The following is a 23039-nucleotide window of genomic DNA, read 5'->3' as shown; positions in this document are numbered from 1 at the left end:
CGGTTGCCGCCAGGCGGCTTAAGCTGCGGGTGCGTTGTCGAGCAGCACGGCCAGGTCAGCCTTCAGAGTGACGCCATCGGGGATTTCGACGCCGCGGGCGGCCAGGGCGGCCTTCAGTTCGTCGACCTTGAGGCCGTCGGAAGCCTTCTTCTCGGGCGCCGTGACGAGCTCCCGCACCTTGGCTTCGTCCTCGCCGGTGAAGAGCTCGCCGAAGTGTTGACGCATGCCCTTCACCACGTATTCCGGGTCTGTGTAGTTGCCGGGCAGCGCAGCCAGCGCCACATCCAACTCGGCGCGCGTCGGCGCGGCCGGCCCATCGGTTTCCGCCCAGCCGAGGCCGGACATGATCCCGATGGAGTTCTCGTTCACCTCGGCGCGCTGGCCGCCGCGGTACATGAAGATGCAGCCGGCGGCGGGCTGTTCGATGATGGTCTCGCTCATGGGATCCTCCGATGAAAAGGCTGTGCAAAAACGCCCTGGCGCACCAGGACGCTCGAACCCAGGCTTTCGCTCAGGCGCGGTTCCAGCCGGCGCGCTCGTAGTCGCCGACCATCGCCTCGGGCACTTCGCAAAAGACCTTGCCCTCGGGCTCCGGCTTCTGGATCACCAGCTTGACCTTGGCGGCCTCCATGTCCACGCCAGGGGCGGGTTTGGGGTTGGATGGGTCGTTGCCGAACTTCTGGGCGCGGTGGTCGCCGGCCATGGTTCCAGCCGGGACGATCGCCAGTACACCCGCATCGACTGCGGTGGTGGGCACAGCCTTGGCGGCCTCGTCGACGACGCCGGCTTCAGCAGCCTTGGCCAGCAGGTCGTCGGCTCTCTGCGCAGCGGCATCGGCCTTCTTCTGTTCCGGCGTGGTGCCCGCGGCGACTTCGTCAGCCTTGCGCTGCAGCTCGGCGGCTTCGGCTTGGGCTTTCAGCGCCTGTTCGTTGGCCTTGTCGGCGTCTTTGGTGGTGTCGGTCATCGGAATTCCTTGAACGTGAGAATCGATCGGGAGCGCGAGGCTCCCGACAGGCCTGTGGGGCTCAGCCGCGCAGCAGCGCGACGAAGTCGGACTTGGTTGCGCCCGTGCCCCAGGCGAGCGCGATCTCGTACTTGATCTGGCGGTACTGGCGGTACAGCGAGACCTCGAACGTGATGCCCGAGAAGGGGTCGGTGATCGCCATGCGGTCGTCGGCCATGTCGTTGGCCACGCCGTTGATGTCGACCGGCACGGCGGGCAGACGGGTGGCCAGGATCAGGCCGTTGCGCTGGAATGCGATGTTCGGCATAAAGCTGTTGCCCACCGTCATCGCCACGCCGTTGGCCAGCGCCTGCTGGAGGCCGGGGCTGTTCAGCACCAGAGTGCCGGGAGCCGAGAGGCCGGTGTTGACGCCGTAGACGTTCGGGTCGCCGGCGAAGGTGACCTGGTCGCCTTGCAGGACGGTGCCGGTACCGGTGGCCAGGGTGATGGCGGTCGCGCCAGCGGCGTAGGTGCCGCTGGTCACATAGCTGGCGCCCGTGCCCTTGACCACCTGCTTGATGGCCGGCGCATAGCCGATGCGGAAGCCTTCGGCCTCGCCGATGGAGCCGCGGCGCAGCAGGTCGTCGGTGCCGGCTTCGTTGACCTTGAACAGCACCGACTGCTTGCCGCGCAGGTTGTTCATGGCCGGCGCGCTGACGATCATGGCGCGGTCGCCGATCGGTGCACCGTTCACGTCCAGGATCTGGGCGGGGTTGGAGAAGTCGGTCAGGTCGCCGGCCACGCCGAACGGCGCGGTGCCCGGAGTGCCGGTCGAGCGCGAAGCCGCCTTGTAGGCGGTCATGGCCATGTCGGCTTCCATCTCGTTGGTCAGCGTGCGGAACGCCTGGGCAAACTGCTGGACGATCATGGCTTGCTGGCCGACGCCGTTACCGTTGTTCAGCGCCAGCTGCTCCTCGCCGTTCCAGCGGACCGGCACGTAGCGGGACTTGCTGATGGTGAGGTTGAAGGCGCCGAAGACCTGGTCGCCGTCGTTGGGCGCGGTCACCCCCGGCACCACGTCGGCGGCGGTGGCCGGCGGCGCAATGAACGAGGTGACCTGCTGACCCTTGGCCGCCCGCGCCAGCTGGTTGTCGCGCGCCACCGCTGGGATGAACCCGACGAACTCGCGCGCCACGGTGTCCAGCGCCGCGTATAGCGTGGGGATCAGGCCCGTCAGGGTGTTGGAGCCGAGCGCGAAGCTCTGCTTGGCCTCGGTGACCTGCAGGACCAGCGCGTTGTAGACCCGGCCCACCGCGGCTGCGTAGGTGGTCATGGGTAGCACGGCCGCGATGGATGCGGCTAGTGCCAGGGCGCCGAAGCGCAGCTTGGAAAGCGTGTTTTTCATGTCGGACTTTCGGGAACAAAAAAGCCCGCACATGGCGGGCCGGGAGGTTGAGAAACGGAAAGGTCAGTCGGTGATGACTGTGGTGCCCTTGTTCGCCTCGGCCGCCGCAGCCCGCTGGGCTTCCGGAGGCATGGCATTGAACTGAGCTCGGGTGATGCTCTTCTTGCCGCCAGCACCTTGGCCATTGCTGCCTTGCGCGCCGCCGCCAGAGGCGCCCGAGCCCTTGAGGATCCGATCCTTGTGGGGATAGGTGTCCACGAGAATTTCGAGCGCTTCTTCGAAGTCAGCCGGCTCGCCGTGGCGGGTGCGGCTGAAGATCTGCTGGCCGTTGACGTCGACCGCGACCGTCTTGCCGTCCACCACCTTGAAGCGGCCGCCGAACGTGGCTTGCACCATGTCGACGGGCACCGCGACCTTCTCGGCGATGAACTTGGAACGGGCGAAGGCGCCGCCGATCTTTTCGCCGTAGAGCTGGCCTTCCAGATCCTTGGCCTTGGCGACGATGGGTTCGTACTCGGCGCGCACGGACTTGATGGCTTCGGCCTTGACCTTCTCGACCTCGCCGGCATCCACCAGCTTCTTGTCGTCGAGGTTCTTGACCACGTCCAGGGCCTTGCGGGCCGCTGCCGGATCGGCAATGCCCTCGAAAGCCTTCAGGCCGGTCTCGGCGGCTTCGGCTCGTTCCCTGTGGGACTTTGCTTCACCGTTGAGGCGGCTGATGGTGGCGATGGTGCTGTCGCCATCGAAGGCGGTCTCTTTGCCGTCTGCATGCACGAACACGGGCAGCTTCTGGCCGTTGACATCCTGGGTGACGATGGCGCCGTTTGCGTCGAGTTTGAAAGGCATGGTTGCTGTTTCCTTGGGCATCCGCCCGCTGGTCGGTGGGCCATCCGGCCCGAAGCGCCCTACTCCGCATCCGCGTTTGAGGCATGAAAAAGCCGCCTCCGATTTGCACCGGGGCGGCTTGAGAAGGGGTTCGATACGATCCGCGATCTAAGTCAGGAGTCGTCGAAATGATGAAGAAGGAAGCCGAACAGGCTGTCAGGTCGTTGTGTCACTCGTGGCAGGCCAAATTTCATCCAGACAAAGGATCCCAGGAAATCAACGTTTCAGACTTCCTGTCGTGGCTTAAACAGGCGCACCCTGAAGTTTTCGATTTCCGGACTAAGAGCTTCGCGCCGGCCGACTTTGTGGAGATGTGGGCCGATCAGGAGTTCAAGCAGAGCTGGCGGAATTAGGCCGGCTTGATGGTGGGCAGCATGGAACTCTTGATTCCATCCTTGAAGCAGTTCGCGCAGACGTCCTTCTCGATCACCGTGCCGTTGATGCGCCGGCCGTCCTTGAAGTAGGTGCCGTTCGTGGTGGTCAGCGAGGTCCGGCAGCCGCATCGGTTGCACTGGAGCATGCCGTCCTGACGCTTCGGCATGGACCGCACGCGCTGGCGAACCTTCTCTTCGTGGGAAGGCTCGGAGGGCGGGACGAGCTGCAGCGGCATCCTGCAACTATATGCCGGCCTTCGAAAACGCCGCCGCGTCGCGCTCGCGCAGCTGGTCCAGCGTGAGCGGCTGGCCCTTGGCGCCGTAGAGATCCTTCAGTTCAAGGCCGCCGTCGCGCAGCAACTTCGCGCGGGCGGGGCCCAGCACTTGGTCTTGTCGCGCGGCCGACTGCTTCGCCAGCCACTGCGGGTATGTCGTCTCGGCCGGCACCTGGCCGTCCATGCTCGCGCGCTGGCTGGGCGTGAATTCTGGGATGCCGGGGACGCCCGACAGCTCCTGCCAGCTCTTCGTCACGATGGCCTGCGCTGACCGGCACCGCCAATGCGCCCGGCCTGGCCCGGCCAGCCACGGCAGCGTGTGCCCGATCGGTTTGTGCCCGGCAGGCGTGTAGGTCTTGCCGTCCCGCACCCGGCAGATAGGTGAGGTGCGCAAATCGAGCGTCGCAGACCACCGCACCGCCTTGATGATGTCTTCGTTCGCCTCGGCGACCCGGTCCTGCACGAAGCCGGCCATGTGGCCCAGGGCGGTCTGCACGACAGACTGCGCATCGCGCCGGCTGATCTCTAGCAGGCCGTCGGCATAGCCCTTCGCCCGCGTGCCGCGGAGGTCACGCACGATCTGGTCGGTGGTGCGACCCTCGACAAAGCCTTGCGCCACCACCTGGCGGATCTTCTTGGCCTTTCCAGCCTTCTGGTCGGCAATCCACTGCTTCAGGAGGCCGCCTTGGAAAGGCCTGGCCATCGCGGCGGCATAGACCTGATCCACGCTCACCACGGCGACCGGCACAGGCTGCGGCATCACGTCGCGCAGAGTGGTCGACTGGAAATCGACCTCGTAGCCGGCGAAGTCGCGCAGCTCGGCGGTCAGGTCGCGCTCGACCTGGTTGTAGGCCTGGACGTTGGTCGCCCGGACGCTGCCAAGCAACGATTCGAGGCGGTCCACGGCGAAGGTGCTTGGCTCGACCTGGGCCAGGGCCGCGGTCAGTTGCTCGAACAGGCGCTCATCGCTGCGGTTCAGCACCGCGATGATCTTGTGGACCACGCTGGCGCTGTACTGGCGAAGGTCGACCTCGTGACTTATGGCCGCATCGCGCAGCCGCTCATTGACCGTTTCCGCCATCGCCGTTGCCAGGGTTGTTCGGGTCCTGCAGACCCAGCGTGCCGAGCGGCGGGCCCTGCTCTTCCACGGCCGCCAGTTCCGTCTCCGGGTCGATGTCCGCCGCCAACATGCCGCGGCGCTGCTGCTCGCGGATCGCTGTTTCCTTGGTGATCAAGCCGGCCTGCTGCATGGTGACGATCAGCTGCGCGCTGGCGTCGGTAAGCGTGGCCGCGCCGAAGTCCTTGAACAGGCTGATGTGACCACCATCGGGCAGCTTCACCCATGCGGCCATGAGCTGCAGCACCTGGTCGATGCCGTCTTCGGTCGATTCGACGATGCGCTGCAGGTCGGATTTGTTGCCCTCGGCATCGTTGTTCGATTGCGTCGCGGACTTCTGGTCGCCGGGCTTCATGACGAGCAGTTCGGCGCCGGTGGTGACCATCTGGTCCTCCAGGCGTTCCAGGCTCGTCTGGCCGGCCTCGATAGCCGCACCGCTGTGCTCGACGTACTTCAGGTCGCCGTCTTTCGGCAGGCGCACCGCGGCGGAACCGCCGACCGTCAGCTGGGTCCCGCCCTGGCCATCAGCACCCACCTCGTCTGCGCCGATCATGGCCAGCACCGGCACCCGGGCGACGTGCAGGATCGTGTCCTGGTCGCTCTGGCTCTGCCAGTGCTTCACGTTCAGGTAGGCAAGGTCTTGGAGCGGAGACACGCCGCACATGAAGCCCTTCTTCTTGCCGTAGAACGGGACGAAGGGAATCATGGGCAGGCTGGTGACGCCGCCGCCTACCAGGGTGTATTCCTCGTCCTTTTTCTCCGGCTCTTCCCACAGCTGGAACAGGCCCGGCGTCAGGACACGAACGCGCTTCACGCATTTGGTGCCGAACTCGCCGTCTGGCACCTCGGCTGTTTCGGCGAGGCGCAGCTGGGTGAGGCGTGTGACGCCACCGATGCGCTCGGTCTGCCAGCCCAGGATCTGGTGGTGACGGATCAGCACCAGGTAGGGCCGCACGCCCAGGGCACGCTCGTCGGCGCGCGTCCTGGCCGCATCGCCCACGGTCGGATAGTCCACCAGCACGCCGCACAGTCCATAACCCAGAGCCTCGGCCAGCAGATCAGCTGCGAAGCTGTGCAGGTTGTCGCCCTGCTGGTCCGCGTCATCGCACCATTCCACGATGTTGGCCGGCACGTCGTCGCCGAGCGTCAGTTGCTTCGAGAATGGCTTCCCGCTCATCACTGAGATCGTGCGCGCCAGGGCCGGGAAGAGCGTGGCGGTGGCCAAGCGTGCGGCATAGCTCACCGGATCCTCGTTCGGCCACTTGGGCAGGAACTGCGCGCCCGCCTTTCGCATGGCTGCCGTGCCGCCGAGGAGCGCTTCGACGATGGGCCATTCCTGGGCCATCGCCTGCACCTCCTGCGATTGGTCTTGTACCTTCAGGGCCATGGCTTCCTTACATGCGCAGCGGAGACACGCTCGCCACGCGCTTGACGACCGGCCAAGTCTTCACGATGAAGTAGCCGCCGGCGTCGTTCTGGTGATCGAAGCCACCCTTCTTGTCGGGCTCGCCCTTGTCGTCGTAGACCTGGCGCTCCAGGGACATGACGAAGCCGGGGCACTTGCTCGTGTTGACCAGCAGGCGCCGCTCGTCGTAGGTGTTGCACAGCATCGCGTTGACGCTGTTGATGCGGTCCTTGACGCCCGGATTCGTGCGGTCGACCACCACGGTGAAGCCCGCGTCTCTCAGCAACTTCAGGTCGGACTCGCTGGCGTTGCTGCTCTTGCGGTTCTGGCCCGAGGCGTCCGGGTAGACCGAGATGCCGTGGTCCGGGAAACGCTTCTTGATCGCCACTACCATCGCTGGCGTGTCGAAGACATCCTTGAACTCGTCTACTGCGCGCGGCAAGCCGTCACGCACCACGAAGACCACCGCAGCCATCTTGCCGACGTTGAAGTCCATGCCGATGTGCAGCGCATCGCCCGGCTTGACAGCGTCGTCGGTGTGATTCTTTCGGCGATCGAAGCAGTAGTAGACGACGCCCTGGTAGTTCTCGAAACTGGCGTCGTATTCCTGGCGGAAGGTCCGCGGGTCCATCGTGCGGCGGGCCGCATCAATCTCGGACTCGGGCACGTTGCCGCCCTGCAGCGACGTATAGAGCCAACTCTTGCAGTCAGCCTGCCGGCAGTCCTGGCCGTCCAGGTAGGTGTCGTAGCAGTGGTTGAAGCCCTTGGGCGTGCCGATGCGCAGGACGTGGCCACCGATGCGGAGCACGCCATCCACGAAGAACTTGCAGGTCGACAGCATCGGCCGCAGCACCTCTTCCCAGGCCGCCCACGGGCAGTCCGCCCATTCGTCGATCAGCAGGAAAAACAGGCCCGAGCCGCGCAGGTTGTCGTAGTTGTCCAGCCCGACGATCCGCAGCACATGCCCGGTCGTCAGGGTGATGGAGCATTCCGTCTCGTTCGGCCGCGCCGCGCGCCATGAGCTGGGGATCGCCTGCTTCAGCCGCCGCCAGAAAACCCGCTTCGCCTGCTTGAACGTCGGCGCCGCGTACCAGATCTCGTCCTCGACGCTGACGTTCCACTGCATGGCCAGCCTGGCCGCGCGCCGCATCTCAGCCTTGCCGAGGAATGTCTTGCCGAAGCGCCGGCCGCAGACCGCATCGCGGAAGCGCGCCGCCTGCTGCCAGCCCCACACATAGATGTTCGCCTGCTTCGGCGTGAGGTCGACCGGGCCGTCAGAGGATCGGACTTGCTGGAGCATCTTCGTCCGGCCTCAGCAGCTTGTAATCCTGCGCGGGCGTCTTGTCTTCGGCGCTCGGACCCTTGGGCGCATCGAGGCGGCGATTCACATAGGCATCGCCCACCTCTTTGGCCGCCTGCTCCAGCACTTGCAGGGTCAGCGCCATGTTGCGCATGCCCTCGGCCTTCTGCGCTAGGCGGGCCAAGACGCGGAGCCGAAAGGTGCGGTTGGCGATGGGCACCTCGGTGGCGCCGGCCTTCCAGTCGATCCGGGTCTGCTGGAACAGGTCCCGCCATTTCCGGCTGAGCCCGCGGCCAGCCATCTTGGTCGGGTCGTACTTCTCTACCTGCTGGCGCGGCACCGTCAGGCCGAACTCGAGGTTGACCGCTTCGGTGACCTGCATCGGCGTGTCGTAGCACGCCAGCGCCTGGACGATGAACTGCTTCACGTCCTCCGACAAAGCCGCCATAGAGGTCCCCTCGTCAACCCGTGGTCAACCTAGGCGGCCCGCAACAGGCAAGTCCCGCAAGCTCCTGCAATGTTCGACCGCGTTACTTCAGGCTGACCGCGCGCCGCGGCGGCAAGCTGGGCGATAGCCCCACTAGGATCACCGACACCGTAGCGCCGGACCACGCCGATGAACTCTTCGACGTCATGCCCGCGGATGCACAGCTTCGGCATCCCCTCCTTGGTAAAGGCCGGGGCGCCGAACTCGTCGCGCTTGTGGGCGACGTGGTAGAGCTCGTGCTCCACCAGTGCGCACCAGTCGGCGTCGCTGCAGGTGGCGCAGTAGCTGGCGTCCAGGGTGATTAGGAAGCCGGGTACTCGGCCGAACCAGTCGGTCAGCTGCTCTTCCTGGCGGGCCTTCTGCCAGCCACCGGAGCGGATCATCACCTCTTCGGCCTGGCCGATCACCGACCGCGTCTGGCGGACGAAGCCGCGGGGCGCCCAGAGGAACTCCAGGTCGGCCTGGTCGAGGTGCCGGTGCTCGGGGTTGTGGATCCGGCCCTCGGATGCGAGCACCTCGGCATTGACCCACACGCCGACTTCGGGCGCGGGCCGGAAGTGATCCAGGCCGACGGGCGGCAGCGGGCGCTTGGCGATGGTCTTGCCCATGCGCATCCTTGAAGGGCCTGGCACACCGCCAGCGTCCTGCGGGAGGTGCAGGCTGGATAGCTGGTGGTGGTCCGGGGCGGAGGGTTCTTGCTCACCCAGCCGCTGGAGCGAAGGGTCGTCAGCGCGGACATGATCTCCGGCATCTCTGAGTGGTGGAGCGAGTCCGGCTGACGACAAGGGGTTGCGGTGGCTGGATTCGAACCAGCGGCCTCTGGGTTATGAGCCCAGCGCGCTACCAGGCTGCGCTACACCACGATATGGAGCATCCCGAGGGAATTGAACCTTGCTCTGCGCGGCTTGGAAGGGCGGCGACACGGCCTGTGTGCTGGGATGCAGAAACGAAAAAGCCACCGCGTGGGTGGCTTGAAATTCGGGGCGAGTTTCTCTATCGAGGTCTGCCGCAGTCGCTACTGGCTTGGCCAGGCTGTAGCTGCGGGCGTTCAACAGAGGGTCGCCGGGCGAGAGGGTCAGCGCCCTCTGCAATCGTCGACTGCAATTCTAATTTCGGTCCATGGAGATGCGCAAGCGCTTTCCGATCTGATCGCGTGCGCGCTGGACACAATCGTCCATGAAGTTGGCCAGCCGGCGGCCGGCCTGCCCGTGAGGCGACTCGCGCAGGCCAGTCCCCTGACAGGCGCGGCAGGCCTTTCCGTTGTGTCGGCCGGTGCCCTCCGCCACCTGGTACTTCGTGCCCTTGCACACCGGGCAGGGCTGAGACAGCCACCAGCGCAGCACGCCGACGGCCACCTCTTCCGGCTGCTCGACCTTCCAGACGGTGAGCTGCAGGGCCAGTTGGGCCCGTACATCAGGCAGCGACTTCAGCTTCTGCAGCAGCAGGCCGGTTTCATGCAGGTTGAAGGCGTGGGCCTGGGCGCCGGCAGCATGGCGGCGGTCGCGTGGCTTCCCAGTGGTGCCGGCCAGGAAGTCGGCGGCCGTGGCCATGCGGACCTTCTCGGCACCGTCGAATTCGCTGTGCAGGCGCAGCAGCGCGCCGCCGATGCGGCTCTTCGACCAGCCGGCCGCGATCAGGATGTCGGCGTCTCCGCGGCGATCCGCCTCGACCCGAAGGTTTGAGGACATCGTCGCGCTGGTGTAGGCCTCTTCGGTGGTTCGTTTTTCGTCGTTCAGCATATGGCCTCCAGGGCTTTGTTTCGTGCCGCCTGCACGCGCGGCGGGGCTTCTTCAAATCGGTTTTTGTTGCAGGGCGTCCCGGGGCCGAAAGTGCGGGCCTTCCGGAAGTGGCCGACCTCCTTTGCGCAGGTTCCCATGCCATGCATGCGCATGGGCGAGCCCTGCAGCTCCCAGTGGGCGCAGGCGCTGCAGTTCACGCTGTGGCTCCTGCTGGGCCGAAAATCATGGCGACGGACCAGTCGCGCCTCGCCGGCTGCGGGCGATAGCAGTAGGTGCGCGGGGCGCGAGTTGGCCGAGGGGCGGCACGTTTCGCCCTTGCCGTCGTGGTCGCTACCGGGCGCGCTTCGGACATAGGACGCGGCGCATCCGGGCCGGCGCCGAGGGCATAGATCGCCACGATGTTCGCGCGGCGCTTCTCCCACCGGGTCACATGGATCTCGGCGCGGATGTGCTGGAAGTACCGGAGCATGGTTCCGCGGTGGATGCCGATGGCCTTGGCCACGTCGGCGATCGCCTGAGGCTTGGCCGCGAGCCGGCGGCGGAGGCTGGTCAGCCGCGCGCGGTTTATGTCCGTGGAGAAATTCAGAACCGTGGTGCTCATGGGGCGTCCTGCGCTACCGGCGTGGCATTGAGTTGATCGAGGGCCCACTGGGCAGCCTTGCGGTCGGCTTCGGGCGCGGCGGCGTCTTCCGCGATGCGGCGCCAGGCCAGCACCTGCTGCAGGTGAGCGCCCATAAAGCGCTGTGCGCGCTGGGCGCCGGTGGCGCTGTAGCTGCTGTCCAGCCAGGTGTGGCAGCGTGCACAGCCCCAGACCGAGTAGCAGTCGTCGGCCTTGCGGTGGCCGCCCTTCTCGTGGATTGAGAGGTTGGAGTGGCAGGCCACGGTGGTCTCCGGGTCGCCGTTGCAGACGCCAGGCACGCGCAGCAAGCACGGGCGGCCGGCGGCCATGGCCAGCAGCTGCGGGTTGCGGCGGGCCACGGTCTTGGGCTGCGCGGTGAGCTTGGCCGGGCCATAGCTCCCTCGCGGGACGGTTGACATCGACCGGAGCCAGGCTTCCTGGAACTCCGCCGTGATGGCCTCCGCTCGCTCACGCCGCGGCCGTGAAGGCGTTGCGAAGCCCGTTCTCTTCATGGGTGTGCTGCGGTTCATTCGCCGAAGTTCCCCAGGATGGTCTCCAGCACATCCAGGCGCTGGGTGACGGACAGGTGCTTCCACAGCGTCTTGCCGGCGTGCTCGGTCCGCAGGAAGTCGATCGCGTCCCCATGGAATTTCTCCATGTCGCCCTGCTCCAGCTTCGAGTAGCTGATCGAGCGCGGCACCGGTATCACGCCGCCCTTTGGGCCCGGGTACCAGTCCACGAAGCCGCTGCCGACCTTCAGCCAGGTGCGGAACGCCTCGAAGGTTTCGAACTTGTCCTGCGCCTCGAAGAGCACCTGCTCCAGGGCCATGTGCTTGCGGTGGAACCAGCCGAGCCGCGCCTGGTGGGTCTTGATGTCGATCATCTCGCCGGGCTCCAGCTTGAAGACCCGGTTCCAGAAGCGGCGCCACTGTCGGCGGCCTGTGCCACCCAAGCCGTCCACGATGCTGAAAATGACCCGGCGGGCGACGACGCGATCCGCTTCGGTGATTTCAGTCGCCTCTTGGCGCACAAGTGTGATGTCAGCCATGGTTGACCTCCTTGCGCTCGCGCCGATCTACCATGACCATTGGGGAATGCACTGCCCCATCCACGCTCACGGCTACACGTTTTTCCCAAGAGCGGGGAAAATCGAAGGGCGCTGGCAGGGCGTTTTGCACATTCGAGAGGGGCGCGAACCCCTCTTGTTGCATATCTGTCTGAGTGGACGCGCCACGGAATTCGCCGCCTTGATGGACGCTCGTACTGAGGCCTTGAACTTGGCAACCAACCTGCGGGAATCCCGCTAGGCAGCAAAGTTTTTCTTCACGCCACCCCGTCAAATCGCTGCAGCTTGTGAAATGCGCTCTTGCTTTGGTGTAAAGCGCATCACATGAAATACTTTCGAGATGCTGCCCTTCAGACATGTGCGCGGATACACCCTTTTCCCGAGAACGACTCGTATCGCGCAGGGATGGCGCGCAACCATTCATGTCGTCGGAGATCGCGGCGTCTGCACCGAGCACACCGCTCCGGGCTTCTATGTGACCGAACTTGACGCCCGTGACGCAGCGACTATTGAGGCGGCAGGTCTCGCCAACATCCTGCTCACGATGAGATAGCACCTCGATAGCCACCATCCACTCGCCTGGCTTGCTGCGGCGCTGCTCGTAGGCCCAAGTGATGGACGGGTCTCGGTCGTCGCGGCCAAGCCATGCGGCGACCTGGTCCACCGGTGCCTTGAGGCTGGCGCGCAGGTTGTCGTGGGCATCCAGGCCCGGGCCCGGTGAGATTCGGCACATGGTCACGATCACTGGGCCGGCCGGCGGCTTGTGCAGCGCGAGCAGCCAGGCCACCGCATGGCGCTCGGCCTTCACGCGGCGGGCACGGGCGTGGTGATGCTCGCGGTCGTTCTGACCGGTGCCGGTGCGCAAGGGGACGAGCACCTTCATCGGGCATTCCCCACGTACGCATGCCCATGGACGCGAGTACAAATCTTGCTGCAGATCCTGGAATGCAATGGGAATGGGGAGCCAACCATGGTTGAAGGACCGATACATGCGCGCTCGTGGGGCGCCAATCCGCTCAAGGAGCGCGACGAGACAATCGCCGTGCTCGATGCCTGGGGCGACTTGAAGCCGCGGGCCCGCGAATGGCCGCGGCCGCATCGCGGTCGATGGGTGGCCGGGGCACTCGCCATCGCGGCGGGTGCGGTCGGCACCTCAGTGGCCTTTCCGGGCGTGGTGATGGCGCTGTTTGGCAGCTGATTCACTGGGCACCGCCGATCGTGGGCAGACCGCGCAGCGCCTGGTCGGCCACCGACTGGTATGTGATCGCGGTCTTCCCGGCACCGCCAGCCTGGAACACGCGCAGCGCACGCTTCGGGTCGCCGATGAAGGCGGGCTCCGGCGCCGGCAAGCCGCGCTTCGCCAGCATGGCAGCGTTGTCCGGGCCCGCCGCGCCCTTCAATAACCGCGGATAGTCGAACTCGCCGCGCTCGGTGTAGGCGCGGTGGGCGGCCTGGAACCGGTGCTGCAGGTAGCTCAGCTCGGCCAGCTCGGTGCGGCAGAGCTTCGGCCAGCCGCCGCAGTCCTCGACTGCCGCATGGATCGCCGGGTCATCGAACACCACATCGCTGTACGCGCCAACGCGGCTCATCGCGTCGTGCACCTTGCCCCAGGCCAGCGCGGCGCGGTCGGTCGCGGTGCCGGCCAGGATGCGCACCACGTCAGCCACCTTGGGAGCGAATTGGCCGTGCTCCGCATCCGTGGCGTGGCGCTGCATGGCCGTCTTCACCTGCTCCAGCCCGAAGCCTTGGCAGGCGCCCCACCAGGTGTCGAGGAGGAAGGCGCTGGTGTCCTGGCGGTAGTACGCCATGACGTCCTTCACGAGCTGGCCGAACTCGGCTTTTTCACGCTGCAGCATGGGTTTCTCCTTTGCTCGCCCAGGCATCGACCACGGCTTGGCCACGCGCCTCCAGGGCCTCCTGCTTGTTGGGGGCCAGGCGCTGGCCGGATTGGCGCTGGCATGTGGCCTTGAGGTATTCGCGGGCGTCAGCCGGCTGAGCGGTCACGGCGGCGGCAACGGCCTGCTGCACGACCGGGAAGGTGTAGTCCTGGACCAGCTTGCCCATGAAGGTCCGGCACTGCGACGGGGGGCAGCCGCCCTGCTCCAGCACCGACACGGCGGCTCGCCACAGCTCGGCCTTGGCCATTTCCTCGGGCGTCTTGGTCGGCGGGGCTGGCGGCGGTGGTGGTGGTGGGGTTGGGGTCGGAGCTGCGGCAGGCGACGGCGCGGCCGGGGCCGCAGCCGGCGACCCGCCGTCCGTACCGTCAGGTACGGAATGATTGGGTTTGGTAATGGGATTGGGATTGGGAGCTTGTGAGTCGCTTTTTTCTGGGTTCCCAGGAATAACCGGCTGGGTTTCTTCTGGGTTTCCCGCCGGTTTGCTCTTTGGAGGACGTCCGCCCTTTTTCCCGTTCACTCGGGCGCGTTCTGCGGCTTCTCGCGCCTTCACGATTTCCACTTCGCAGCGGGAGTGAATCCAGCCCGCATCGGTTAGCCGAAAGAACTCGTTCAGAACGGTATCGACAGCGGCGCGCTCATCCTTGGACGAGGCGCGCACGAGACGGCAAGCCTTTGGGATCTCCGCAGGGATCGCCTGCTCGCGGCTGTAATAGACGTCGAGCAAACGTCGATAGGCGCAGTCCTCAAGCCACGAAAGATGTGCTGTGGCAGTTAGGTAGTCGCCAATGTGGTGTGGGTAGAAATTCACCGAGCCCACTCCTCAGGGCGCCGAGCACCCTTTGAGCGGTTGCACGGTTTGCAAGCGGTCTTGAGGTTCTCCATGGACGTCGCGCCGCCCAGCCTGACGGGCACGACGTGATCGGCTTCAAGCCGAACACCATTGGCGCCGCAGTACTGGCAGGTGTACTTATCGCGGGCAAAGACGGCTGCACGGATTTCCGCCCAAGCTCCGCTTTCAATCTCGAGCCGGCGATTGATCTTTCTGGCGGTCGCCTCCTTCTTCGCCCAAGCGATCAACGCCTTCTCCGAGACCACCGGGTGGTAGAGCCGGCCATCGCTGCAGAGCACCCAGCCGCGCAGGGCGCCGGACCTCACGTCCTTCCATGCCTTGTCGATTTTTCCGCGCTGCTGGTAGCCCGCCTGCTTGGCGATCCACATGTCGTCATCAGGGATGGATGCGGCCGGCACCTGGTGCCAGGAGGCGGCCCAGATCAGCACCGCGGCCCAGCAAGCCTCTGGCGTCTCGTTCGAAGCCAACTCGGAATCGCGCAGGCGCGCGACATCCAGCGGCATGAAGGGGAAGTCCTGTAGGTCGCAGCCGGCCGGCGTCATGGGTGCTGGGCAATCGCTCAAGCGCACCTCGCATAGATCCGACCGCCGGCCGTGCCATGACCGAACATGCGGCGGCACTCGGCCACCGCGCGGATCTCGCCTTCGCGCAGGGCGCGGGCATAGATGGAGCCGAAGGCGCGGCGCTCGCCCGGGTCAATGCCGGCGGCCACACAGGCCACGGTCACCAGCTCGCCAGAGATCGGGCCGTGCTCAGCGATGTAGTCGAGGACGAAGACATAGGCGCGCTCGGCGAAGTTCGGGCAGATGCCCTCGGCCTTCTCGGTGGCCAGGGTCGCGCCGACCACGCCGGCAGCACGCGAAGCGTCCATGGGGATAGGCAAGGGCATGCCGAGCTGCAGCTGGTGGGTGTTCATCGTTTGGCGCTTTTCCGTAACGCAAAAGTTCTCAGCGCCGTCGCATGGGCAGAACGCGTGCGCCAGGCACGGGCGGCCGGCGATACCGGCGCTGCAGCTCCTGCTGCGCGAGTCGGGTGGCGGCCTGATCGACCGTGATGCCTTGGGAGGTCGCGTACTGCGACAGCGCCGCGGCTTCGGCATCGGTCAACTCGACGGGGCTCGTCTTCGGGGGTGGTGGACGACGCACTGCGGGTCATTTCCGTAACGGACGCGTCACGAAGCAAGCGCTCGCAAGTTGGCGCCGCTCTCTTGAGAATCGCCACCATGGACACGCCGCAACCCTTCCAGCACCAGCTCGCGCAGATAGGCGGATTTCTGCATCCCGTTGAACTCGGCAGCGGCTTCCGCCATGCGGTCCTCGGTTTCGTTCAGGGAGAGATTCACGCGCTTCGCACGGATGTGGGTCGGGTCGGCGTACATAGCTGGTGGTCGTTCGGGTGGGTTGAGTTGGTGGGCCTGGCGCCTCAGGCGCCTAGGAGGTCGCGCACAAACAGCGCGATGGCGGCGCCCGCGAAGGCGATGCCGAAGAAGGTCCTGGCAGCGATGCGCAGGCGATGGGTGAAGGTCCGGCGGTCCATGTCAAAACCCGGCAGCGGCGTGGCAGACGCCATAGACCAGGCCGACGACGGCCAGGAAGTCGAGACGGCGCATGGGGTGGTGCCCGCTCAGGGTGCGGATGCAGCGGCTTGCGCAGATGGCGAAGAGGGCGAGGGCCATAGGTCAGGCGCCTCTGCAGAAGATGGCGTCCGCCTTCGCAGGCCATACGATGGAGGTTGCTACGCAACCATCACCTTTGAAGGCGGACATGAAACGGGACATGGACTTGGTGAGACGAATCCTTCTGGCCACCGCAGAACTGCCGCCCGAGGGGCAGCTCAAGGGACTCGACGGCGTGCCGCAACCGGAATTCGTCATCCACGCGATATGGCTGGCAGAAGCCGGCTTGGTGAGAGCGATCACCTCCGACAAGGCCCTGTCGTCGGAGTACGCATTCATCCTGCGGCTGACCTGGGCCGGCTGCGACTTCACGGATGCAATCCGCAGCGACACGCTTTGGGCGAAGGCCAAGAGCACAGTGTTGAAGCCCAGCATGTCATTCACCTTCGACGTTTTGAAGGATTGGCTCAAAGCCGAGATCGCGCAGGGCTTGCCGACCCTCCACCGACTCACTCAGTAGCGAGCGCAAGTCGATCGCGGCTGCGAGAAGGCCCTGCTTTGCACCGTCCAGCGCCGCGACGTGGGTCGCGCTCACCGGTGCCGCCAGCACTGAACCAGCCTGGCGGAACCACAGGGATGCCAAGCCAGCGGCGGAACGCGCAAGGTGTACGGAAGGCATCAGGCCCCCTGCCCTGCGGGCTCGGCGGCGGGCAGCGGGGCCAATCCGTAGACCTGATCCAGCGTGATCTCCAGGCCCCGCGCCTTCGAGAACTCGAGAAGCCGCTTGGCGGCATCGGGCGGGACGGTCTGGCCGGTCTCGTAGTTGCCGACGTTCCCTTGCGTGCAGCCGATGCCGTCCGCAAGGGCCTGCTGCGTTACGCCGAGGCGCTTGCGAATGGCTTTGATGGTGCTCATGGCGTAAGTATCAGCGGCGCTGATTCATCTGTCAATCAGTGCCGCTGATTCTTTTGGTCACAGGGAAACGATCCTCCGCCCCATGAACGAACGCAAAGCCACTATCACGCCGGAACACCGGCAGGAAGCTGCCGCGCTGAAGGCTATCTACGACCAAGTGCGCCCAGCAAATCAGGGAGAGTTCGGCAAGGCCCACGACATAGGTGGGCAGACGATGGTCGCGAACTATCTCAATGCCCACTCCCCGCTGAACCTCAAGGCCGCTACCGGCTTCGCTCTAGGCCTCGGATGCAAGATCAGGGACTTCAGCAAGCGCCTGGCGGCCGAAGCGCACAAGGCAGCGGAGGCGGCTGGCGTTGTCGGTGCCGACGAGGATTTCGTCGCCGTGCCTAGGCTTACCGTTTCCGCTGGAGCAGGACCAGGCCGGATTCCAGGGGTGGTCGAAGAAGATGGGGCACTGCAATTCCGCTTTGAATTTCTTCGCGCAGTTTCGTTGCCCCCAAAGATGCTGCCATTATCAATGTCCGTGGCGCAAGCATGGAGCCGACAATCAAAGACGGGGCCGTGCTGCTCATCAACAAAGCGGACAAAACCCCACGCGACGGTCACATTTATGCGTTTGTAAAAGGCGACGAGATTCTCGTAAAACGTTTCAGACAACGAGGCGATTCTTGGTACGCAACGTCCGATAACGGCAATGCAGACATCTTCTTAGATGGCCTAGCGCAGATCATCGTAGAGGGTCGCGCCGTGTGGATGGGCGCGAAGCTCTAGTCTTCGAACGCCGCAGATCCATAACCTTAATCACCGCCATGACCAAAAAAAGAATTTCAATCGCCCTGGTTGCACTGGCGTTAATAATCGGAATTTACGCAGTTTCACCATATTTTGTCCTCTGGCGAATTCAGCGCGCAGCAAAGGCCAATGACTCGAACTACATTTCTGAACACGTCGATTTCCCTGCGTTGCGAGAGCAATTGCGCGTGCAATTGACGGTTGCGATGACCTCTCGCATGGATCGCGAACTAGCCGGAAACCCTTTTGCGGGACTGGGTCAGATGTTTGCTCTTTCGATGATCAACACGATGGTCGACACGATGGTCACCCCAAGCGGCCTAGCTGCGATGGTGAAGAACGCAAGCCCGAGCGTTTCGACTGCCCGAAATGGAGCGACGGGCGTCCCAGAGACGCAGACAGGCATCAACGGTGACGAGCCAAAGCTGTCGATCAAGTACGCTGATCTGGATGAGGTCAGGGTATCCCCGGAATCCGCCGAAGGCGCCTTCATCTTCAGGCGGGATGGCTGGTTTCACTGGAAGTTGGTTGGCATCGACATTGCCCGCAGTGGACCCCGATAGCGCTGGAGCACCAGTTCGCAACTTTAGAAATGCCGCCCAACCGGGCGGCATTGTTGTTTGGCACCTAACGAACGCGCGATCAGCGCCGCTGTTACAAAATACACGCAAAATAAATCAGCGCCGCTGATTGACACAACAATCAGCGGCGCTGATACTGCGTTCCATCAACCCGATGGAGCGCACCTTGCAAACCACCCCCTCCCCCGCCAGCCACCCCGCACACATCCAGCGCCGGCCTGCCATTGCCGTGCGCAGTACCGCCGAGTCCCTGGCCCGCGAATACGCGCAGACCACGGCCGAGCTGGCTATGTTCTCCGACGACCCGCGGTGCGCCGATCTGCTTGCGGCCTTGTCCGCTGAAGCTTGCGGCATGCGGGCTCAAGCAGCCGCCATGGGGGTGCTCCTCTCATGAATACCGAAGCCTTCATCGCCCGCCGCGAGGTGCTGCACCTCATGGTCACGGAAGGCGGCGCCTTCGCCCATCACATCGCCAAGGCCTGGCTGACTGCTGACCCTGCCAACAGCGCCCGCCTGGCCGCCGCGTTCGGTGACCTCTACGCCTACTACGCGGCTCAGCTGCCCGCCGAGGTCAGGCCATGAGCGACCTCGACGACACCGACTTCAACGAGTTGCAGAACCGCGACCGTGCCGCGCGCTGGCACGACGCAGCCTTGCTGCGCCACCCCGATCCGCGCGATCCGGACCACCCGGACTGTGACCGCGACGAAGACGAAGAAGGCGAGGCCGCCAATGGGTGAGTACGCCGACATGATGCTCGAAGGCGAGCTGTGCCATGGCTGCGGCGTCGCGCTGCACGGCAAGCCCACAGGCGAGCCGACCTTCTGCAGGTCCTGCCAGAAGGAAGCCAATATCGCCCGGAATCAAGCAGAGGGTGCGGCCGCTAAGAAGGCGCCCTGCCCTACCTGCGGGAAGCGCGTCCGGCTGGTCGGCATGGCCGACCACCATCGCGATGTTCACAGCGGAGCGGCTCAACCGAGCACTGTGAAGCGCGCATTGCCTGCGGAACGTCCAATTTCCGTCCAGGGCTGCGTGTCGGGCATCACGCTCGATCGCATGAAAGCGCTACGGGCCAAGGCGCTGCACCAGCTCGATTTCGGCAGCCACGGCCGGCACGTTCAGATCGACGCGAGCGAGTTGCTGGAGCTGCTGACCATCGCAGACGCGGTGCCAGCTCTGCTGGCGGCGCTGCGTGACCTCGCGACCTACGACGGCTACGACACCGAATACGACGGCCGGATGCTGCAGATCTGCCCTTCTTGCGGAAAGCAAGACGGGGAACATGCATCGACGTGCCAGTTCGTCGCAGCCCGCGCCGTGATTGCCAAGCTCACCGGGAGCGCCTCATGACCCGCTGCCGCATGGACCTCGTCACCGAGCCCATGGGCGCTGGCGCGACGAACCGCTCACCGGTCCCGTGCTGCCATGGCCAACGCCTCCACGCTGGCATCAACCTGGGCGTCGCCTGCGGACGCATGCAGGTTTTGGCACACGAATGTCGTCCGGCCGTACTCGCTGACGATGTCCACGCAGCCCTGCCAAGGCGCGTCATCCCGACCCGTCGCCCTTTGCCGGGCGTACGGGAAGTAGGTGGCGAAGCGGCCCGGGATTATTTCGAGCATGCCGGAAGTGTCGAGCCACCTCGTGACAACCACAAGCACATGACCCGGATGCAGGCGTGGGGCCTGACTGTGCTGCTGGCCGCCGCCCTGCTGGCCGGTACCGCCACCAACTGCGACACCGAGGCCGACCAGGCCACGGCCGACACCGTTGCTGCCCGCGCTGCCGAGGCCGAAGACCTGCAGCTGGCCGTCTACGTGGCCGAGCACGACGCCGTCCGCTCCCAACACCCCAGCGCCGCGGAGCCTGTGCGCCGCCGGCATCCGTCCGCCCTCCCCGAAAGCGACCAATGAACGCCAGTACCCAATCCGAAACATCGGCGCTTGCCGTGCGCAGTGCGTCCGCTGGCGCACTGCTGATGGACGACGCCAGCATGCAGCGCCTGGAGCGCCTAAGCGACCTCATGGCGGCCGGCAAGGTCACGGTGCCGCAGCACCTCCGCGGCAGCGCCGGTGACTGCTTCGCCATCGCGCTGCAGTCCATGCAGTGGGGCATGAACCCCTTCGCGGTGGCCCAGAAGACGTTCCTGGTGAGCGGCGTTCTCGGCTACGAGGCGCAACTGGTGGCTGCGGTGATCAACAGCAGTGGCGCCGTGCAGGACCGCTTCCACTTCGAGTGGTTCGGCGAGTGGACCAAGATCGTCGGCAAGTTCAAGGAGGTCGAGTCCAGGACCAAGAAGGACGACAACGGCCATCCGAAGAAGTACATCGTGCCGGCCTGGCAGCAGGCCGACGAGCACGGCCTGGGTGTTCGCGTCTGGGCCACGATCAAGGGCGAAGCTGAGCCGCGTGTGCTGGAGATCTTGATGACCCAGGCCCGCACCCGCAACAGCACGCTGTGGACGGAAGACCCGAAACAGCAGATCGCATACCTGGCGCAAAAGCGCTGGGCCCGCCTCTTCACCCCCGACGTCATCCTGGGCGTCTACACGCCCGACGAGCTGGGCGAGCCCGCCGAGCGATTCATGGGCATGGCCGAGGTGGTCGGGGCGCCGCCGCCCCCTCCTCCGCCAGCCGCACCCGAGGCCTGGCCTGATGAAGCCTTCAAGGCCCGCATGCCGAAGTGGCAGAAGGCCGTGGACAACGGCAGCGGCCCCGATGAAATCATCAGCTTCGCCGAGAGCAAGGGCCTGCTGAGCGAAGACCAGAAGGCCGCCATTCGCGCGCTTAAGCCCACAGCGGTGGCCACCGTGAAGGTCACCTATGCCCAGGTCGCCGACGGCATCCGTCTCGCCACCAACCTCGATCAGCTGGCCACCGCCGCCGATCTCATCGGCGAGGTTTCCGACCCCGAGCAGCGCAAGGAGCTGACCGCTCAGCACGACGCCCGCCACTTCGACCTGTCCTGAGGAACCACCATGCAAACACACAAGCTTCAACAAGGCACACCGGAGTGGCACGCCCATCGTGCCCAGCACTTTAATGCCAGCGATGCGCCAGCCATGATGGGCTGCTCGCCTTACGAAACGCGCACGCAGCTTATCCATCGGCTCGCGACGGGCATTGCGCCGGAAGTCACGGCCGAGATGCAGCTGATCTTCGCCGAAGGCCATCGCTCCGAAGCGCTCGCCCGGCCGCTGGCCGAAGACATCGTCGGGGACGACCTTTACCCGGTGACCGGCACCAACGGAAAGTATTCCGCTTCCTTCGACGGGCTGACCATGGACCGGGCAGACGCCTTCGAGCACAAGAGCCTGAACGAGCTTTTGCGCGCTGCGATGGTCTCCGGTTGCACGGGTGCCGACCTTCCTCTGCTCTACCGAGTGCAAATGGAGCACCAGCACCTGGTTTCGAACGCGAGCCGCACGCTGTTCATGGCGTCCAAATGGCGCGGCGATGAGCTCGTCGAAAAACGTGAGGCCTGGTACGTGACGGACCCGCAGCTGCGCGCCCAGATCGTCGCCGGTTGGGCGCAGCTCGAAGCCGATGTTGCGGCCTATGTGCCGATGGAAGTTGTAGCAAAGGTTGTGGCTGCACCCGTGCAGACCTTGCCGGCCGTACAGGTCCGCCTCAGCGGTTCCCTGGCGGTGGCGTCCAACCTGCCCGAGATCAGCGTGGCGCTGCGGGCCTTCATCGGTCGCATGGTCGAGAAGCCCAGCAACGATCAGGAATTCGCCAACGCGGACGCCGAGTGCAAGGCGCTCAAGAAGATCGAGGATGCGCTGGATTCGGCCGAGGAAGCCGCGCTCGGCGAACTGACGGACGTCGATGCGATGCGCCGCCTGAAGGCCGAACTGCATGCACTGGCACGCACTACCCGGCTTGCCCGCGAAAAGATCGTCGAGGCTGAAAAGAAGAACCGCAAGACCAAGATCGTGTTCGATGGTCATGCAGCCTTAAAGGCGCACGTCGACGCACTCAATGTCCGCCTCGGCAAGCCCTACATGCCGGAGGCTGCAGCCAAGGCGGACTTCGCAGGGGCAATCGCTGGCAAGAAGAACTTCGACAACATGGAGGATGCGATCGCCACCCTTCTTGCGTCTTCCAAAATTGCAGCCAACGAGACGGCCGACCGCATCCAGGTGAACCTGGCCACGCTGCGCGAGCTGGCTATCGGGCACCACTCCCTGTTCCCCGACACGGCGCAGCTGGTCCTGAAAGCAAACGATGACCTGACCGCCCTGGTGCGCACGCGGCTGGCCGACCACCAGCGCCAGGAAGAAGCCAAGGCCGACCAGTTGCGCCAGCAGATCCGCCGCGAGGAGGAGGCCCGAGCCCAGCAGCTGGCCCACGCCGCAGAACAGCAGCGCCTGCAGGCCGAGCAGCAGGAGCGCGACCGGCAGGCCGCCCAGCAGCGCCAAGCCGAAGCGGACGAGCGTCAGCGCCAACAAGCCGCCGTCTCCGCCCGCGCAGTGGTGCAGACCGCTACTGCCGCAGCCCAGGCGGCCGCCGCGCCTCCGGCCGAGCCCGAGATCCTGACGCCGAACACCTTCCCCGAGCCGGCGACCGACGAGGTGCCGACCCTGAAGCTCGGAACCATGGCCGAGCGCCTTGGCTTCGCACTCCCCGGCGCATTCCTCATGACGCTCGGCTTCGAGCCCGCCGCCCGTGAGCGTGCCGCCCCGCTCTACCTCGAATCCGACTGGCCGCGCATCACCGCCGCCCTGATCGCCCACATCAACCGCGTGCGCGCCCTGCAGGCCGCCTGAAG

The 23039-nt window shown here is 65.4% G+C and carries 37 protein-coding genes and 1 tRNA gene; 13 read left to right on the top strand and 25 right to left on the bottom strand.

Translation table 11 applies throughout. From position 1 onward, the window contains the following. Positions 1–18 precede the first annotated feature (18 nt). From GT347_RS20280 to GT347_RS20265, 4 genes are all read right to left on the bottom strand, one after another. The gene (locus GT347_RS20280; RefSeq protein WP_160553920.1) at positions 19–441 is read right to left on the bottom strand and encodes a hypothetical protein; all 423 of its coding nucleotides are present in this window, start codon (positions 439–441) and stop codon (positions 19–21) included. A gap of 70 nt (positions 442–511) precedes the next feature. Then, entirely contained in the window at positions 512–964 is a 453-nt protein-coding gene (locus GT347_RS20275) for a hypothetical protein (RefSeq protein WP_160553919.1), read from the bottom strand. A 61-nt stretch (positions 965–1025) separates the two neighbouring features. Further along, a complete protein-coding gene (locus GT347_RS20270) occupies positions 1026–2348 on the bottom strand; it encodes a P22 phage major capsid protein family protein (RefSeq protein ID WP_160553918.1) in 1323 nt (440 codons plus the stop codon). A 63-nt stretch (positions 2349–2411) separates the two neighbouring features. Continuing rightward, a complete protein-coding gene (locus GT347_RS20265) occupies positions 2412–3215 on the bottom strand; it encodes a DUF6651 domain-containing protein (RefSeq protein WP_229722404.1) in 804 nt (267 codons plus the stop codon). A gap of 146 nt (positions 3216–3361) precedes the next feature. On the opposite strand from GT347_RS20265, the gene GT347_RS20260 reads away from it, so the two are divergent. After that, positions 3362–3586, top strand: coding sequence for a hypothetical protein (locus GT347_RS20260; protein ID WP_160553917.1), 225 nt, complete (start codon positions 3362–3364; stop codon positions 3584–3586). Here GT347_RS20260 and GT347_RS20255 read toward each other — a convergent pair. The 12 genes from GT347_RS20255 to GT347_RS20200 form a co-directional block, all read right to left on the bottom strand. Next, positions 3583–3774 (bottom strand): hypothetical protein, encoded by a 192-nt coding sequence (locus GT347_RS20255; RefSeq protein ID WP_160553916.1) that lies wholly within the window; start codon positions 3772–3774, stop codon positions 3583–3585. The two genes, GT347_RS20260 and GT347_RS20255, sit on opposite strands and share 4 nt — an antisense overlap. A gap of 76 nt (positions 3775–3850) precedes the next feature. Continuing rightward, positions 3851–4963: a phage minor head protein gene (locus tag GT347_RS20250; protein ID WP_160553915.1), complete on the bottom strand. Its 1113-nt coding sequence runs from the start codon at positions 4961–4963 to the stop codon at positions 3851–3853. After that, positions 4944–6386 carry a DUF4055 domain-containing protein gene (locus GT347_RS20245; RefSeq protein ID WP_229722403.1) on the bottom strand — a complete coding sequence of 481 codons (1443 nt, stop codon included), beginning with the start codon at positions 6384–6386 and terminating at the stop codon, positions 4944–4946. Before GT347_RS20245 ends, GT347_RS20250 begins: the two co-directional genes overlap by 20 nt. A 7-nt stretch (positions 6387–6393) precedes the next feature. Beyond that, positions 6394–7704 (bottom strand): phage terminase large subunit family protein, encoded by a 1311-nt coding sequence (locus tag GT347_RS20240; protein ID WP_160553914.1) that lies wholly within the window; start codon positions 7702–7704, stop codon positions 6394–6396. Beyond that, a complete protein-coding gene (locus tag GT347_RS20235) occupies positions 7679–8131 on the bottom strand; it encodes a DUF2280 domain-containing protein (protein ID WP_229722402.1) in 453 nt (150 codons plus the stop codon). The genes GT347_RS20240 and GT347_RS20235 overlap by 26 nt, the downstream gene beginning before the upstream one ends. 50 nt (positions 8132–8181) lie before the next feature. Beyond that, the gene (locus GT347_RS20230) at positions 8182–8799 is read right to left on the bottom strand and encodes a putative metallopeptidase (RefSeq protein WP_195812360.1); all 618 of its coding nucleotides are present in this window, start codon (positions 8797–8799) and stop codon (positions 8182–8184) included. Positions 8800–8980: 181 nt separating this feature from the next. Then, positions 8981–9054 (bottom strand) — tRNA-Met (locus tag GT347_RS20225). 243 nt (positions 9055–9297) lie between these two features. Next, on the bottom strand, positions 9298–9930 hold the full coding sequence (locus tag GT347_RS20220; RefSeq protein ID WP_160553911.1) for a hypothetical protein: 633 nt from the start codon (positions 9928–9930) through the stop codon (positions 9298–9300). Positions 9931–10123: 193 nt separating this feature from the next. Continuing rightward, complete coding sequence (locus GT347_RS20215; RefSeq protein ID WP_160553910.1) at positions 10124–10531, bottom strand: hypothetical protein; 408 nt, start codon at positions 10529–10531, stop codon at positions 10124–10126. Continuing rightward, positions 10528–10968 carry a nuclease domain-containing protein gene (locus GT347_RS20210; RefSeq protein ID WP_229722401.1) on the bottom strand — a complete coding sequence of 147 codons (441 nt, stop codon included), beginning with the start codon at positions 10966–10968 and terminating at the stop codon, positions 10528–10530. Before GT347_RS20210 ends, GT347_RS20215 begins: the two co-directional genes overlap by 4 nt. A gap of 107 nt (positions 10969–11075) precedes the next feature. Beyond that, on the bottom strand, positions 11076–11597 hold the full coding sequence (locus GT347_RS20205; RefSeq protein ID WP_160553908.1) for a DUF1367 family protein: 522 nt from the start codon (positions 11595–11597) through the stop codon (positions 11076–11078). After that, positions 11590–12498 carry a hypothetical protein gene (locus GT347_RS20200; protein WP_160553907.1) on the bottom strand — a complete coding sequence of 303 codons (909 nt, stop codon included), beginning with the start codon at positions 12496–12498 and terminating at the stop codon, positions 11590–11592. Before GT347_RS20200 ends, GT347_RS20205 begins: the two co-directional genes overlap by 8 nt. Before the next feature lie 45 nt (positions 12499–12543). On the opposite strand from GT347_RS20200, the gene GT347_RS20195 reads away from it, so the two are divergent. Beyond that, complete coding sequence (locus GT347_RS20195) at positions 12544–12813, top strand: hypothetical protein (protein WP_160553906.1); 270 nt, start codon at positions 12544–12546, stop codon at positions 12811–12813. Between the two features lies 1 nt (position 12814). Here the strand turns inward: GT347_RS20195 and GT347_RS20190 are convergent, their stop codons facing one another. The 7 genes from GT347_RS20190 to GT347_RS20160 form a co-directional block, all read right to left on the bottom strand. Then, positions 12815–13471: a DUF6475 domain-containing protein gene (locus GT347_RS20190; protein WP_160553905.1), complete on the bottom strand. Its 657-nt coding sequence runs from the start codon at positions 13469–13471 to the stop codon at positions 12815–12817. Next, positions 13458–14321 (bottom strand): YdaU family protein, encoded by an 864-nt coding sequence (locus GT347_RS20185; RefSeq protein ID WP_160553904.1) that lies wholly within the window; start codon positions 14319–14321, stop codon positions 13458–13460. Before GT347_RS20185 ends, GT347_RS20190 begins: the two co-directional genes overlap by 14 nt. Further along, positions 14318–14905, bottom strand: coding sequence for an HNH endonuclease (locus GT347_RS27645; protein ID WP_229722400.1), 588 nt, complete (start codon positions 14903–14905; stop codon positions 14318–14320). Before GT347_RS27645 ends, GT347_RS20185 begins: the two co-directional genes overlap by 4 nt. Before the next feature lie 17 nt (positions 14906–14922). Next, positions 14923–15279, bottom strand: a complete 357-nt coding sequence (locus GT347_RS20175; protein ID WP_160553903.1) for a hypothetical protein — start codon at positions 15277–15279, stop codon at positions 14923–14925. Between the two features lie 31 nt (positions 15280–15310). Further along, entirely contained in the window at positions 15311–15469 is a 159-nt protein-coding gene (locus GT347_RS20170) for a hypothetical protein (RefSeq protein WP_160553902.1), read from the bottom strand. Between the two features lie 65 nt (positions 15470–15534). Beyond that, entirely contained in the window at positions 15535–15741 is a 207-nt protein-coding gene (locus tag GT347_RS20165; protein ID WP_160553901.1) for a hypothetical protein, read from the bottom strand. Positions 15742–15900: 159 nt separating this feature from the next. Next, complete coding sequence (locus tag GT347_RS20160; RefSeq protein WP_160553900.1) at positions 15901–16038, bottom strand: hypothetical protein; 138 nt, start codon at positions 16036–16038, stop codon at positions 15901–15903. Between the two features lie 88 nt (positions 16039–16126). Between GT347_RS20160 and GT347_RS20155 the strand changes: the two genes are divergently transcribed. After that, positions 16127–16498: a DUF2513 domain-containing protein gene (locus tag GT347_RS20155; RefSeq protein ID WP_160553899.1), complete on the top strand. Its 372-nt coding sequence runs from the start codon at positions 16127–16129 to the stop codon at positions 16496–16498. Between the two features lie 158 nt (positions 16499–16656). Here GT347_RS20155 and GT347_RS20150 read toward each other — a convergent pair whose 3' ends face one another. Next, positions 16657–16893: a helix-turn-helix domain-containing protein gene (locus tag GT347_RS20150; protein WP_160553898.1), complete on the bottom strand. Its 237-nt coding sequence runs from the start codon at positions 16891–16893 to the stop codon at positions 16657–16659. An 82-nt stretch (positions 16894–16975) separates the two neighbouring features. Here GT347_RS20150 and GT347_RS27305 point away from each other — a divergent pair, with 82 nt between their 5' ends. From GT347_RS27305 to GT347_RS20120, 7 genes are all read left to right on the top strand, one after another. Then, positions 16976–17518 carry a hypothetical protein gene (locus GT347_RS27305; RefSeq protein ID WP_195812453.1) on the top strand — a complete coding sequence of 181 codons (543 nt, stop codon included), beginning with the start codon at positions 16976–16978 and terminating at the stop codon, positions 17516–17518. Then, positions 17431–17667, top strand: coding sequence for a S24 family peptidase (locus GT347_RS28085; protein ID WP_160553897.1), 237 nt, complete (start codon positions 17431–17433; stop codon positions 17665–17667). The genes GT347_RS27305 and GT347_RS28085 overlap by 88 nt, the downstream gene beginning before the upstream one ends. 38 nt (positions 17668–17705) lie before the next feature. Further along, on the top strand, positions 17706–18251 hold the full coding sequence (locus GT347_RS20140) for a DUF2939 domain-containing protein (RefSeq protein ID WP_160553896.1): 546 nt from the start codon (positions 17706–17708) through the stop codon (positions 18249–18251). A gap of 184 nt (positions 18252–18435) precedes the next feature. Further along, positions 18436–18663 (top strand): hypothetical protein, encoded by a 228-nt coding sequence (locus GT347_RS20135; protein WP_160553895.1) that lies wholly within the window; start codon positions 18436–18438, stop codon positions 18661–18663. Then, positions 18660–18851 (top strand): hypothetical protein, encoded by a 192-nt coding sequence (locus GT347_RS20130; RefSeq protein WP_160553894.1) that lies wholly within the window; start codon positions 18660–18662, stop codon positions 18849–18851. Before GT347_RS20135 ends, GT347_RS20130 begins: the two co-directional genes overlap by 4 nt. Continuing rightward, on the top strand, positions 18848–19009 hold the full coding sequence (locus GT347_RS20125) for a hypothetical protein (RefSeq protein WP_160553893.1): 162 nt from the start codon (positions 18848–18850) through the stop codon (positions 19007–19009). The genes GT347_RS20130 and GT347_RS20125 overlap by 4 nt, the downstream gene beginning before the upstream one ends. Then, positions 19002–19619 carry a hypothetical protein gene (locus GT347_RS20120; protein ID WP_160553892.1) on the top strand — a complete coding sequence of 206 codons (618 nt, stop codon included), beginning with the start codon at positions 19002–19004 and terminating at the stop codon, positions 19617–19619. Before GT347_RS20125 ends, GT347_RS20120 begins: the two co-directional genes overlap by 8 nt. A gap of 56 nt (positions 19620–19675) precedes the next feature. Here the strand turns inward: GT347_RS20120 and GT347_RS20115 are convergent, their stop codons facing one another. Next, positions 19676–19891, bottom strand: coding sequence for a hypothetical protein (locus GT347_RS20115; RefSeq protein ID WP_160553891.1), 216 nt, complete (start codon positions 19889–19891; stop codon positions 19676–19678). Positions 19892–19939: 48 nt separating this feature from the next. On the opposite strand from GT347_RS20115, the gene GT347_RS20110 reads away from it, so the two are divergent. From GT347_RS20110 to GT347_RS20100, 3 genes are read left to right on the top strand one after another with little or no spacing between them, the layout of a single operon-like run. Then, entirely contained in the window at positions 19940–20182 is a 243-nt protein-coding gene (locus GT347_RS20110) for a hypothetical protein (RefSeq protein ID WP_160553890.1), read from the top strand. Then, positions 20179–21237, top strand: coding sequence for a RecT family recombinase (locus GT347_RS20105; protein ID WP_160553889.1), 1059 nt, complete (start codon positions 20179–20181; stop codon positions 21235–21237). Before GT347_RS20110 ends, GT347_RS20105 begins: the two co-directional genes overlap by 4 nt. 9 nt (positions 21238–21246) lie before the next feature. After that, positions 21247–23037 (top strand): YqaJ viral recombinase family protein, encoded by a 1791-nt coding sequence (locus tag GT347_RS20100; RefSeq protein ID WP_160553888.1) that lies wholly within the window; start codon positions 21247–21249, stop codon positions 23035–23037. Positions 23038–23039 lie beyond the last annotated feature (2 nt).

Origin of the sequence: Xylophilus rhododendri (assembly GCF_009906855.1) — a bacterium.
Classification (GTDB): domain Bacteria; phylum Pseudomonadota; class Gammaproteobacteria; order Burkholderiales; family Burkholderiaceae_C; genus Xylophilus; species Xylophilus rhododendri.
The sequence above is the reverse complement of the archived record's forward strand: the minus strand, read 5'-3'. Positions and strand labels throughout refer to the sequence as shown.